This is a genomic window from Bacillus sp. FJAT-28004 (assembly GCF_001280845.1).
GTDB lineage: Bacteria > Bacillota > Bacilli > Paenibacillales > Paenibacillaceae > Pristimantibacillus.
Genome location: NZ_LGHP01000005.1, coordinates 24687 through 37989, shown reverse-complemented (window position 1 = coordinate 37989; position 13303 = coordinate 24687). Strand labels below are relative to the sequence as shown.

At 37.3% G+C, this 13303-nt stretch carries 18 protein-coding genes; all 18 read right to left on the bottom strand.

What is annotated here, in order from left to right; all coding sequences use genetic code 11:
• Window positions 1–568 (bottom strand): tyrosine-type recombinase/integrase (locus tag AC787_RS32315; protein WP_414731014.1); only part of this gene is annotated, 568 nt, incomplete at its 3' end.
• Window positions 569–1045: 477 nt separating this feature from the next.
• Window positions 1046–1330: a helix-turn-helix transcriptional regulator gene (locus tag AC787_RS32300; protein ID WP_054029106.1), complete on the bottom strand. Its 285-nt coding sequence runs from the start codon at window positions 1328–1330 to the stop codon at window positions 1046–1048.
• A 37-nt stretch (window positions 1331–1367) separates the two neighbouring features.
• The gene (locus AC787_RS32295) at window positions 1368–1814 is read right to left on the bottom strand and encodes a hypothetical protein (RefSeq protein WP_054029105.1); all 447 of its coding nucleotides are present in this window, start codon (window positions 1812–1814) and stop codon (window positions 1368–1370) included.
• 696 nt (window positions 1815–2510) lie between these two features.
• Window positions 2511–3461 (bottom strand): tyrosine-type recombinase/integrase, encoded by a 951-nt coding sequence (locus tag AC787_RS32290; RefSeq protein WP_054029104.1) that lies wholly within the window; start codon window positions 3459–3461, stop codon window positions 2511–2513.
• A gap of 49 nt (window positions 3462–3510) precedes the next feature.
• Window positions 3511–3876 carry a hypothetical protein gene (locus AC787_RS32285; protein ID WP_054029103.1) on the bottom strand — a complete coding sequence of 122 codons (366 nt, stop codon included), beginning with the start codon at window positions 3874–3876 and terminating at the stop codon, window positions 3511–3513.
• Window positions 3877–3898: 22 nt separating this feature from the next.
• Window positions 3899–4189 (bottom strand): hypothetical protein, encoded by a 291-nt coding sequence (locus tag AC787_RS32280; RefSeq protein WP_054029102.1) that lies wholly within the window; start codon window positions 4187–4189, stop codon window positions 3899–3901.
• Window positions 4190–4216: 27 nt separating this feature from the next.
• The gene (locus AC787_RS32275) at window positions 4217–4594 is read right to left on the bottom strand and encodes a hypothetical protein (protein WP_152970836.1); all 378 of its coding nucleotides are present in this window, start codon (window positions 4592–4594) and stop codon (window positions 4217–4219) included.
• A 109-nt stretch (window positions 4595–4703) separates the two neighbouring features.
• Window positions 4704–4910, bottom strand: a complete 207-nt coding sequence (locus AC787_RS32270; RefSeq protein ID WP_054029100.1) for a hypothetical protein — start codon at window positions 4908–4910, stop codon at window positions 4704–4706.
• 38 nt (window positions 4911–4948) lie between these two features.
• Complete coding sequence (locus AC787_RS32265; protein ID WP_054029099.1) at window positions 4949–5164, bottom strand: hypothetical protein; 216 nt, start codon at window positions 5162–5164, stop codon at window positions 4949–4951.
• 64 nt (window positions 5165–5228) lie between these two features.
• Window positions 5229–5654, bottom strand: coding sequence for a hypothetical protein (locus AC787_RS32260; RefSeq protein WP_152970835.1), 426 nt, complete (start codon window positions 5652–5654; stop codon window positions 5229–5231).
• A gap of 354 nt (window positions 5655–6008) precedes the next feature.
• Window positions 6009–6500 (bottom strand): hypothetical protein, encoded by a 492-nt coding sequence (locus AC787_RS32255; protein ID WP_054029097.1) that lies wholly within the window; start codon window positions 6498–6500, stop codon window positions 6009–6011.
• Window positions 6501–6652: 152 nt separating this feature from the next.
• A complete protein-coding gene (locus AC787_RS32250) occupies window positions 6653–7132 on the bottom strand; it encodes a hypothetical protein (RefSeq protein WP_054029096.1) in 480 nt (159 codons plus the stop codon).
• Window positions 7133–7641: 509 nt separating this feature from the next.
• On the bottom strand, window positions 7642–8427 hold the full coding sequence (locus tag AC787_RS32245) for a DUF3825 domain-containing protein (RefSeq protein WP_054029095.1): 786 nt from the start codon (window positions 8425–8427) through the stop codon (window positions 7642–7644).
• A 322-nt stretch (window positions 8428–8749) separates the two neighbouring features.
• Entirely contained in the window at window positions 8750–8962 is a 213-nt protein-coding gene (locus AC787_RS32240) for a hypothetical protein (protein ID WP_054029094.1), read from the bottom strand.
• 149 nt (window positions 8963–9111) lie between these two features.
• A complete protein-coding gene (locus tag AC787_RS33570; protein WP_082361417.1) occupies window positions 9112–11181 on the bottom strand; it encodes a hypothetical protein in 2070 nt (689 codons plus the stop codon).
• A gap of 232 nt (window positions 11182–11413) precedes the next feature.
• On the bottom strand, window positions 11414–12547 hold the full coding sequence (locus AC787_RS32230) for a Fic family protein (protein WP_054029093.1): 1134 nt from the start codon (window positions 12545–12547) through the stop codon (window positions 11414–11416).
• A gap of 95 nt (window positions 12548–12642) precedes the next feature.
• On the bottom strand, window positions 12643–12939 hold the full coding sequence (locus tag AC787_RS32225; RefSeq protein WP_054029092.1) for a hypothetical protein: 297 nt from the start codon (window positions 12937–12939) through the stop codon (window positions 12643–12645).
• Window positions 12940–13200 (bottom strand): hypothetical protein, encoded by a 261-nt coding sequence (locus tag AC787_RS32220; RefSeq protein ID WP_054029091.1) that lies wholly within the window; start codon window positions 13198–13200, stop codon window positions 12940–12942. It abuts the gene before it with no gap.
• Window positions 13201–13303 lie beyond the last annotated feature (103 nt).

Below are 13303 nucleotides of genomic sequence, written 5' to 3'. Positions count from 1 at the left end.
ATACATGTAAGCTTGATTTCTCGAAAGATATGTCATCTAATTCCAAATGTACGATTTCACTTCGCCGTAAACCCGCAAAGAGTCCAGCATAGATAATTGCCTTATTACGTGAAGCCTTCCAATTATTCTTGTTCTTATAAGTTGGATCATTTAAGAAATGAAGTAATCTCGAACGTTCCCCTTCAGCAAACCACCGTATTTCCCCTTCATCCTGCTGCTCATGACTAACTTGTACAGCATGTGCATTGGCAGCAGGATTTTGAGGAATTACATGTGTGAGTTCTAAGAAGTGGAAATAACTTTTCAAACCTTTCAAATAGGTTCGTACAGTTGAAACAGAATATTTTTTCGTGATATTTTTCGCTTTATCTGATACGTAAGTTGCTTCATTTAATAAATAAAGTTTCCATTTCTCTACATCTCCGGATGTTACATATGTTGGTTTGAATTCGTCATCCTGAGAATGTGATAGAAACCAGGATTGAAAATTTTGAACGATATTTAGATAACTATCAATTGTGTGCTCGCTTTTTCCTTGTTTATTAAGCCAGCTTTTATAAGTTTCCATTTATATCCCCTACCGTTAAGTACCATATGCATCATTCTGTGAATATGGTAATCTTGATTTACGGCAGTTTCCGGTGCGCATGCACGAGATCCCTTACATTACTCTTGGCCAAAGAGAGGGATTCGGGGGCTGCCCTTAAATTTACATAGTCGCAGGGTTCCCTACTGCAGAGATATACCATAATTGCTGAAACATTATCAGGAACGTATTGTACTGTTTTAAGTTCTAAAGGTCCTCCCTTGAGTTCTACATACCCGATATTCTCTAGCATCCCATGGTGACATTGTGGGCAGTTCATAGCATTACTCCTTTGAATTTTGTTGATTAAAGCTCCAAACTCCTGTAAAAATCAATACGATTGCATACGCGGACAGTTTTGCTTTTTCATCGTTTGAAACAAGCCCCGATCCCATTAACACACTAATTAAACTCCAAATTCCTAGTGCTATTAGTAAATATGAAAGGAGCCTTTTCCTTCTATCTACCTGTTTCATTTTCTTGGTTATCACCCCTTTCAAGGTTTTGAGGCTGGGCCTCTTCAAGAAGAAAATTTATAATTTTTGATAGAAGAGCTCGAGTAGATTCGGTATTTGTTTTTTGCAGGATTTTTGTCATATGAAGTGTTAAAGTGCTTCTTTTAATCCAAACACTTTTAGCAGTGTCTTCATTTGAGAATCCATGAATAGCGATGGCTGATAGTACTTCGGTTTCGCGCCTTGTGAGGTTGTATTGTTTTGCGAAAGTTAGAATAGGACGTTCCATGATCCTAAGCACACCTCCATTATGTAGGTTTCATATTTTATTGCTGCAAAGGTTCTTCTTCGTAATCATCATCTTCGTCATCTACTACATAAACAAACTCACTACGTTTCAGCTCAATACGGTAAATAATAAATTGATAAATTAAGCTGCAGAGGAGCACTACTGGAATAAAGATCATGTAGGAATTAGGGAATGGTAATGTGCCAATGAGCCATTCTAACTGTGTCGGGTTATCAGACGGTTTATGGTAGATGAGCGAGTATATTTGGACTAAGTAAAGCAATCCCGCATTCACGATAAAGATTTGTATCCATCCGAAATATAAAAATGTAGCGACCGCTGCTGTCCAAACTAAGAAAATAAAGAAAGGATAGCTTTTGGTGTTCTGTGACTGCCCTAATAATTGATCGATAATATTTGTTGCTCCAAAAATAGCCATGGTTACGATAAAAGAATAAATGTAGGCGGATTGTTTGCCTTTCATCGCTCGTTGTTCTCCTTTTCTTCTAATTTGAATTTATTAAATAATCTATTGGTAGAGATCCGTTATTACACCTCCTCTTGCTGCAAAAAAACATAGTAATGTTATGAAAACTATAGTACTATTATACCATAGTAATGTTATGAAAAGTACAATATTTCCATATAGTTCGACCTTTTTTTACAATAATTTAGGTCATATAACATAGATTACGGGTACATTGTACTGCTCATTTATTGCTAAAGATAAGGCTCCGATTGACTACTATCGGAGCCTTTTTTTCGTAGCACTATACGTAGAAATGTTATAAGAAGTAAGAGATGATTTTCCACAGTCTACCTATAAAAGTGAAAATTTTTAATGCAATCACTACTCTTTTGAAAAATTTGCTGTCTTTAATTCTCTTAGAATAAAAAATTACTTCCTGATGCTTCCTTTGCTTTTTTGATTGTTTTGTTCATATGAGCAACCTTCTTTATCTTAGGATTGCTCAACCTATTTCTTGATCAATCTTCAAAATAGCAAAGACCTAAAACTCAGTTCAGGTCCCTCGAATTTCATTTACACTCCATCGGTGAAGTCATTTGATCCCAAAAAAACAAAAAAAAGCACTCTAAGAAAAATTATCACTATCACCTATCTTTAAGAATCTTCTTAAATAGCAAAAATCCCCTCCACCATAGGTGAACGGGATAAATATCAACCACGCATATCTTTTAATTTCTCTCTAATTCCTTCTTGACTAGGCTGCGTATACCTAACTGTTGTTTCAATAGCCGGCAGTCCACGCTTTGTTATATGCCCTAAATATACTGATACATATTCAAGTGGCCAACCGGCCTCGCGTGCTCGATGAGCAAAATCATGTCTTAAATCATGATACGTAATGTCTTCGATCAGTAGCCATTCATCTTTTCTTGCATTGCTTTTCAATGTTCTGAGCCAATGATGTATTCCTTTATCAGACAGCTGCTCTCCGCGTTTACTTAAGAAAACGTATTTACTGGAGCTGAACTTACTTAACGATCGTTCCGATTCTATATATTCGTATAGAGGTTTTCGCACCTCGTTCATAATAGGTATGTTACGCATTTTATTGCCTTTATGCCCCACATAAAGAGATCCGATCTTTGGTCCTAAATGCGTATTATGCAAAAGTAAAAAGGACGAATCACTTACCCTGCAGCCTGCCCAGTATCCCAAAGCGAATAATGCTGCGCTGCGTTTAGTTCCATCTCTTTCCACTAGATTTTTCAGAATGTAACGCTGATCCGGACTTAAAATTCGCGGGGCTAGTAAGGCTTGCTCAGGTATATCAATCCCTCTTGTTGGGTTTATCTGTAATAATCGATGCTCTTCCATTAGCCACTTTGAAAATGCGCTAATCGCACTCTTTACACGAACTAGATGGCTTAAACTCAAATGATCATTCTCTAATTGCTTAATGTACGTGGATACGGCTGTCTTTGTTAATTGTTCTGGATGAAAACCTTCAGATCCGCCCGGCATCTGCTCCAACCACCCCATGAATTGCCGAATCACACGAACATAAGCATCGACAGTACCCACAGATAAATGTTGCAAAGATTGAGTATATCCATCAATCCAGAATTGATTATCTAAGGCTTCAGTATTAAAGGTTTTATTCATGATGTAGCTCCTTAAATGTAGCTGTTTATTCCTAACTCCTTATGTTCAATTATTTATTGAATTTATATTCATGGGTGTTCCCCAACACATCTTTTGCTATAAAGTGACGCTTATTCTCATTCGTAATATTAATGTTCATCATCATGATTTCAATATTTTTACGTTTCAAATCTGCCAATACGAATTTTATTTGTTTGGACTCTTTCCATGTCGGTTTTAGTTTCAAATAACTCGCAACAATGGTAATGCTAAATAGCAATATCACTAAAATACCTACAACCATCAGTGGTTTACTCTCGATAATAAACTCCATAAACTGAGCATCTTGTTGGGTGAGAAGTAAAAGGACCAATATAGCGATCGCAATAATACCTCCATAAAACTGAAGCTTCAAATTAATGATATCATCTTGCATCAGATCTACTCTCCTTTCTTACTCAAATTATAATAATGGTTGTCGCAGCTGCTTGAATCAAATTTAAATTTACATTTCCTTGACTAGCCATACTATTGATAAATTGTTTTCCAGATGTGCCATTTGGATAAACGTACATCATTCTAAGATTTTTAAGCTCCCGGTACCTTCTTCTTGCTAGCTTTTGACGAAATTGCATGAAATCGTTGACTGCCAATTCTCTTTCTTCTGAAGTCATAAATAATAAATTCGCCTCATCTGGATAAAGTCTTACATGCAGTTTTTCATTCTTCTTGCGTTGGCGTTTTTTCATTTTGATTCCCCCTAAAAGAACTTAAATTTATATATTTCTTCCGAATATTCTTTTTTCTAGTTTTTCACGCAGCTTCACATAATTAAGAATCTTTTCATTTAATCCATCTCTAAATACTTTTATCTCGTTTACATCCCTATCTTCAATACTCATGACAAAATGATAATCGCTTGGGTCCAGGTAGAAGACGGATTCAAGATCCGAACTAACTGCCAATCTATTTTCTAACGATGGTTCTCTTAGAGCAATCCATACTTTATGTTCAATCGCTCCGAAGGCTTTTAATGTTTTCTGAATCATTTCAATTCGTTTTATGTTGTGTTCTCTAACGTTATTCTGTAATTTAACAACGATTGCTACGCAAAACAGAAGAATAATAAAAATAACCAATTCATAATCTTCCAAGGGATCACACCATTTCGAGTATTTGAAAAGCTATAACTGCCTACCTGGTTTAATCTGATAATCGAGAAAGAATAATTTTCTACAGCAGTCATATGAGATTGGTATACTATTATACTTTTCTAAATCTTTGTTGCTCATAAACACCGACACTGCCCTTGTCATTAGTAACTCTATAGAAATGAGTGTTATTCTCTGGAGGTACAGAAACAGCTAGATAAGTTGATCGGATAGTTAATTGATCTTCAATATTAAGATTATCGAGGCAAATGACCTCGATTGTTTTTAATTCTGTTAAAATTCCTTTTAAAAATTCCATTTAAAGAAACACTCCTTTTTCGAATGATGGTTAAATTCTTATACGTTGCCATCTGGATCAAGGTTTTGAATAATACTTTTTGCCATTAAGATAAGTCGTTTCTCTTGGTTGCCAATTTGTCTATCTGAAATAGTTTGTTTTAAATTTTTAACTTCTCTTCTGATATCCGCTATTTCGGTTAGATGTTCAAACATAAGTGTTTTAAGATGATCATTTTGTTCCTCTAAAAAATTAAGTCGATGCTGGTCGCTCATGTCCTCACCCTAAACAATAGTCTTGTGGTCTACCCAATAAGAATGAATTGCAACAACATTACTTTTATTCATTGAAGTTCGTATGAATCTCATAACCATATAGACCTCCGCCCGGTCTTTCTTTTTCTTGGCGATCTAACAAGTATTGACCAAACGTTTTGCTGTTCTCCAACCACTCAGCGTTCACTAATTTTATAACCTCTGGTATTCGTTTTGGATTTCTTCGTGGATCAAAACCGTTATATTCTTCACTAGTTAAATCTTTGATTTGATTGACATAATTGATCCAATCCGCAGTTGAAATTCTTTTTACTTGATCATTGCTAAGAATCCTCGGATGTTGTTTATCTATAATATTTACTATTAATTGGCCAAAACGATAATCACCTGAAGATAACCACAACGTTTCCAGTAAACCTAAAAAATCAATACGCAAGTTTGTTTCATCTTCAGAGATCTTGGCTTTTCGTTTCAACGTCCACATTAGCAATTTGATACCTCCATAACGGGTAACTACTGAATTTAGAGACTTCGTGCATTTGATATCATCCCTTTCACTAAAATTCTCCTTCAAAAATCAACCGCCGTATTTACTCAAATTCGCCCATGCTCACCCCAAAAAATATACTAACCCACCTATCAGTACCAATAAAAAGATTCCGAATCCTATGAAACCCCATTTTTGCCGTTTGTCCAGTTCTTCATCCGATAAATATCGCCTTTCTCCCACAATTCCAACTCCTTCAAAGATATTTGGTGCAACGACAAATTAATCTTGTCACCTTCGATACAAATTAATACTTCTTGCTAAATTACCTCTCTTCAAAAGCGGATATTTAATGCTTCATTTAGAAAAGGGAATGAAACTTGCTCTGTACTGTGGACTAACCACAATCTGCTGATCTGAAAAAGTAACAACGCCGGTCTGCAGATCGAAATCTTGAATAAATGAAGGATTTAGCAAATGACCATTTCCTGTATCTAAAAAATTCATTTCACTTAACTTATTAAAGAATTCGCTATGCAATTTCTCATCTTCATCCTCATACGCTTTTAACCGGCTTTCATAACTTGGATCATTAACACTAAGAACGGGCTGTTTATCTTCGCATCCGCAGCTGCAGCTCCATTCGACTTCATATTCACAAATCAGGCATAGTAAAGCATTCTGCTCATTGCCTGTGTCTTCATGCCGTTCTTGATAAGCCTGGTAGATTGATTCGAATTCGCTCACTACTTCAGAATCTGTTTTCATAGCCAACGACCACCCATAATCACGGCCTAATTTGCTAATAAGCCATTGAACTTGCTCTTTCCGTGTTAGAGGCTTTTTCAATTGATTTCCTCCTGTAATTTAAGTGAATTTATAGCTTCTCTTTAGCATTGTTCTAGAATTTATTTTCTGAACATAACCATCAAGCCAATAGTTGTTTGGAATTTCGAGTCCCACTCATGCTGCTCTCTCCTTAAAACTTTCCCAATCTGATTCTACAGCAACCACTGTTGATTAATCCATTCACGAGCAAGCTTTGCTTCTTCTAAATGCTTTTGAGACTGACCAGGAGTCTCTTCAAAATCAGGATTAGCTTGGTAATAATCAGCAATTTCCTGACAATGCTTGATTTCTTTTTGTAAGCCATTCTTTATTGCAGCTACTATAGGTGATGTAAGTTGTATTTTATCCATCCTCATTTTCACCCCTAGTTGATTTCCGAATTGTTCCAAAACTTCATCTGAATGCTTTACTCTAAATATGTGCGTCTTATCCACTCGGAACTTCATACTGCCATCGCTCGATACAAAATCATAGCTTAACAAAAATCCATCAACAATTTTCCCGGAAATCCAATTGCCTTCATTACAATAATCTATGTCTTGTTTATCAACCAAGAAAAATAGCGTTTCTTCATTATCGATTAGGGTAAACGGGGTACACTCATCCCAGGTTCCAAAAAAGTACCATTCCAAATATCTCACTCCAATATGTTAATAACATCCTGATTGTTGATACCTATGTATCTCATATGATGAGTTACACCACATCTGAATCATTAACCATATCCTCCATTTGTCGCTTTAAAACTTCAGGTATCTCATCTTCTCCTGGTTTACCTGCATAGGTAACGAACCGTTTAATACGTTTCCGGATTTTGATCCTTCCAGGTAGACAACTTTTCAAATGGCATGTTTATCCCATCCTCTTCCTGAAAAACTTCTGTTACGAATAATATAAGCTAATTATATCATAATGGGTGGGAAAAAAGGCCAAAAGTAATGATTTTTCGTAACAGAATGTATATTCTGTTACGAATGTTAAAAGAGCGAAAAAGACCATTCCAAAAGGAGTGGTCCATCATTGTGCACCGACACAAACTACTTTAATACACGACACCAACTTTGCTTAAATAAAAAACGCGTCACAAACCGCTTGATTAAGTTTTATGTTTGGGTTATTTCAATAGTACTTCTTTAGTGAATTATGGTTGCAGCCAGTCCCTGTCTGGTTTTGCGAGCAGTCTTGCATTATTAATTGCCATATCGAGGGTTAAGCATGTAGCAGAACGGTACATTGTCCCATAATCCTCTACAACTAACGCAAGGTCCGCTACTTGCGGATTGGATAAGCAAAGAGGCAATAATAACTGGATATTGTTTTTGTAATACTGAGGAACTGCAATTTTATAGTTTCTTTTTAGTCTTTCTAACGCACTATCAATAACACCTTTTATGTTATTAATTAATGTATAATTTGTCATGGTGTTATATGGTGCTTGGAATCTTTCTTTATTATCTTCGATAATATGTTCATAGTTCACAACCAAATTTTTTTTAGGATCAAACACTAGCTTTATTGGTGTATCAAAATAATATGCCATGTCAGGCAAAATAGAGAAATATCGCATATCATGTTCACCCTTTCGAGCAAACTTCCAAAAATGCCAGTAACTTTGCATAACCATTTTGTTTTCATTAAAAAGAATAAAAATAGCTTCTTGATTAGGTGTTAGAAGTCCAGTATTAAAACAAGCATACTTACCATCATCTGAAAATGACACTTTCTTTTCTTCTGCAATCCTTTTATATGTATGCTTTATATAATTCTCTAAAATGGGAAAATCAGAATCCGATTCTGTGCTTTGGTAACCCCAGTCTTCTGATTCAGCCAGACCAGCTAACTGTTTTATGTTATCACTAAATTTGGGCATAAATGCAAAATCATAGAATTCCTCTGGTAAATCGAATTTATCATTTTTAGTTAACATAAAGCCTCCTTATGTTGTTAAATATTGTATCTACCTAATGTATCATTGATTTTTATAATTAAAAAGCCTGACTCGATCATAAAAATACAAGAAAACTGCTAGTCTTAACACCCTACTTTGCCAAACATGTTTTATTCAAGCAAAGTTGTATCGCTTGTTTATTAATAAGCAAACTTGTGTCACTTGTGGCATTAAATCAAAGTTTGATAATTTGAAATAAAGATTGATAATTCATTCAATTTTTATGGTTTCTACTACTAGCAAACAGGAATAGTCATGATGACTGTTCCTGTTTCATTCATCAGAAGGTCGAATATAATCATTAACCTTCCGTTTGTTTTCGAATACGACTTAGATACTCATTATAGGATGGCATGACAGGCAGGTCCCAAAATAACTCGTACTTAGGGACTTTCGCTGCATATTCTTCAATCATCTCATTAAAGGGAAGAGCTGTTATTCCATACCTTTCTTCGAGAGACTTGGACATTTCTTGTTCATGAAGTTCTCTTAAACGTAGTAATATTTCGTTCATGAATCATTCTCCTATACTAGATGGGATACCACCTAAACACTTGCTTTTTAGGTAGCTCACTTTTAGTCTAGGCAGAGCGAAAGAAAATCTAACAATAGCTCGTTATCTGATCATTGACGCGTATGCTTCCTGTTCTAATAGGAGTAATTTTATAAACCTAAATGATCCAGAAACTTTTCAATTGAGCGAATATGGTTTTTATAATAGGGAATACGTTTAAACTGGATATTATTTTTTAAACAAAACTCATCTTTTAATTGGTCTCGAGCCTGGGTTACTTTTAAGTTGTCACTTCCAAAGACCGGCTTGAAATGCTGCATTCCGTCATATTCTACAAGGGCAAATTTCGTCTGTTCTTTGTTCAAATATATACAGAAATCAAATCGTAGTGCCTCTTCATATTGGAGTTCCTCGAAGCTTTTCTGAATATCAAATGATATGGAACGATTACGTAAAAACGCATATAACTCCCTCTCTGGTTTTGACATGCGATTGCAGAAAAAACATCCTTTGCCACGAAGCAAATTATCTGGGGTTATGTCGTATACAAAGCCACATACCTCATGACGAACCTGAATTGGAGTTCTGGATTCAATATATTCACCGATAACAGTATAAATATTCCCATATCGTTCCTGAACTTCTTCCTGAAAGCGTTCGGTAGTTTTCTTTAAGTTTCCAGCACATAGAGCACATCGGTAACCTTTAATAAAATTTCCTGGTCGCGATTTATACAAGTGCCCACAAACATTATGGCGCATCTCAATCGGATTGTTGGTATTAGTATACCGACCCAAGACGGTATATTCATCCCCTACAAGTTCATTAACCTCTTTTAGAAACTCTTTATGCGTTTTCGCCACCCTTCCAGCACAATAGGGACAACGACTCCCACGTAAAAATGAATCCGGAGTTACCGCATAATTATTTCCGCACACCACATGCAACAACTCTATCTTTTTTCTCGCTGATACATATTCACCAAGCACCTTATATTCTTCGCCGATCCTTAAAAACACCTCATCATTAAACTCTTGTGTGCTCCGTTTATTATTCCCGAAACAAGAAGGACAACGGGTTCCATTTATAAAATGGGCCGGGGTTACTTCGTATTTATGCATACAAATGTTGTGTTGCATTTGTATCTTATGCTGAGCCTTTATATATCTTCCTGTTACCGAGTATTCGTCTTGAACCAACTCATAAACTAACTGTACGAATTCCTCATGAGTCCGGGTTGCTTTTTTAGCTCTTTTTTGTATGCCACAAGGAAGGCACCGACTTCCCTGGAGAAAATCATATGGCATAACCTCATAGATGTGACCGCACCGTTTATGATGGATTTGAACGCGGGTCTTCGAATCAATATACTCCCCCAAAACTTCGTACTCATCATGACCTAATTCTTGTACATGATCTTCAAAGGTCCTCCCTTTAATTAATTGGGACTTGCACGCCGAGCAACGGTTGGCTCCGTTAAGAAATTGATGGTAGTATGAATCGTAAATATACTCACAAACGTTATGCTTGATCCTAACTTTATGTTTAGCATAAACATAGTCATCTGCATTGTTATAACTTAAAGTATATTCTCCTTGCGTACACGCCTCGATTTCAGTAGCTAAATCTCTAAAGGTCCGGCTTCTTTTTGTACGCGCACAATAAGGACACCTCCATCCGGTCCTGAAACCAGTAGCATTCGTTTCATATTCGCTTCCACAGATACGATGAAGAAAACGAACAGGGTGTTTAACTCCTAAAAACTCACCAATTAATTCATATTCATCCCCGACTAATTCAGTAATTTCAGCTTTAAATTCTTCTGTATTTTTCTTCGGGAGAAATCTACAACTGGGACAACGCGCCCCCCTCAAAAAGGAATTAGGCGTGACATTATAAACATGGCCACATATATGATGAATCATTTGAACTTTGCTATTTGCCTTTACATAATCCGTTAGTACGCTGTAATCTTCTCCTATCAGCTCGTGAACCCTTCTTCGAAAATCTTCAGGGGTTTGCATCTTCCCCGCACAAAAAGGACAACGGGTTCCCGTCAAGAAATGTGCCGGCGTAACCTCGTATACCCGTTGGCAATTGTTGTGCTTCATTTGAATCTTGGACAGCGCGTATTCATATTCGCTCATTACTTCGTAATCATCACCGACAAGACGTTTTACATCTGCTTTAAATTCTTCGGGAGTCCGTTTGCGCGGCATTCAGCCATCACCATGCCTTCCAGTAAACATCAATGCTTTGCTATAAGTATTATTATTTATGAAAACTTTTGGTTTAGCTAATATTTTATATAAATTTCTCTTGCAGAAGGTGCCCCGTATTTTTTTCGTTTGATGTTGAGAGAAAAGTCCGCTCATTTTTCACGTTTATTCCTCTTCTCTAATAGCAGGGTACAAAAAAGAGCCGCCCTTTTAGCAGCTCCTCATTAGTTAACTATATATCTTCCTTCGATAGCAAGTAACGATACTGCTCGGGATTTTCTCTAATTTGATCAGCTAACTCCTCATACCATTCCGATAAAATAACGGTTCGTATGCGCTGAGCGTTCGGGTCTTTCGGCTGTAAAAAGCCGCTCTCGATCCATTGTTTTATTTTCTCCCTGGCTGTCCGATCTCCCATACTAAGTAGCATCATGATTTCCGTTGGCGTAATTTCTTCCTGTCTAAATACCAATTGCCTGAATAACTGCCGCTGCTGAAGATCCAATTGCCTGATTAGTTCCGGTTCTACCCGTAGCAGCTCTGAATTCTTCACTTGAACAATTTGCGCTGCCTGCGTGTAAACCTCTGCCAGACCATTCAAGAAGTATTCCAACCAAACCGTTAAATCCGCATCATGACGGCCAAAGTAGTAGTTATGTGACAATCCCATTTGCAGCGCCTTATAATAATCGTTTAGATTCCGATCATAGAAGTTTTCGAGCACGAATAAACCCTTTAATCCAAAACTCCCCCGCCGCAAAATGTAGGTCGCAATCATCCTCGCCGTCCGTCCATTACCGTCCATATAAGGATGGATGGTTAATAACTGCCACATGGCGATACCGGCCCGAATAGGTGCTGGCAGTTCATGCGTTTCGGGAGAATTGAGCCATGCGACAAAGTCCTCCATCAAGACAGGAACATCCGTATACTCTGGCGGCATGTAAAACCCTGATTGATTTCGGTTCCCTACCCTGTTTTGCTCTGTGCGGTATTCGCTCAGCCTTGGCCGCCTTCCATGGGAAATACGGATGATCGCATGAAGCTTTTTAATCCATTCTTCAGTAATTGGCAGGCTTCTACGCTCTGAATCTTCTAGGAACTCAATAGCTTTCATTAGGTTATATACTTCCTGCTCTGCATCAACGTCACTACTTTGATAAAGAGCTTTACGTTTTTGTTCATCATCTAGGTCATTGCCTTCCATTCTGGTGGAAAGTAATACCGTTGTCTCTTTGGCTTCCTTCTGCAATTGCTCCAGCATATCCACGGGCAACGGTAATTGATCGATAATGACACTCGACCGCTGAATCTCAAGCAGCTTATTAACCATCTTCATGGTATTTGAAAATCTCGGTTGAAACATAACATCGCCTCCATACATTCATTATAACATAATTGCCGCTATTTTGCCGCTATATACATAATTTTATATCATAATAAAAAGTCCAGAGTCATCTGCTATCTCAATTGCTTCCTCCCACTTCCAATCCGATGCGTAACATAGTCTACAACTTCTGACGAATCGGAAGGCGGCTTCTTTGATTCTTCGCGATTAGCAATCTTTAGCGTTTTTCTTACAACGGCCCCGGCTGCGTATTCCAAAACATCGTCTAGGGTTATATGATCAACTTCTGCTGTCCGAGCGTTATGGAGGTACACCAGTGTCTCCATTCCGGCGACCACTTTCGGTGAGAGATGGACAAGTATTGCTTGCTTTTCACGCTTACCAAATAAAACATCTCCAAGCCATGACATCTAAACCAGCCTCCCACGTCTTAACGTATTCATGTCCTGCTGATAGGTAAAATGTCCACGGCGCATATCTCTTTTGTATTTATTATTAACCCGATTAATGAATTCTTCGCTATCCAGAGCATATTCAATGGCTTCGGTGTAAAACAAATTCAGCGAGATATTATGTCGGAAGCTTAACGCATCTATCTCATTGTGCGTCACCACATCGATCCTCAACGTCACACGATGCTTTTTATCAACTCTTTCTACCCTCTCCTTCATTACTATCAGCCTCCATTTATTTAATTATCTTGGCAGTCATGACGTCATGACATCGGGTTTAGGGTGGTCGGAGGGAGTCTTCTTGAGGGAGGTACCCCAGCCT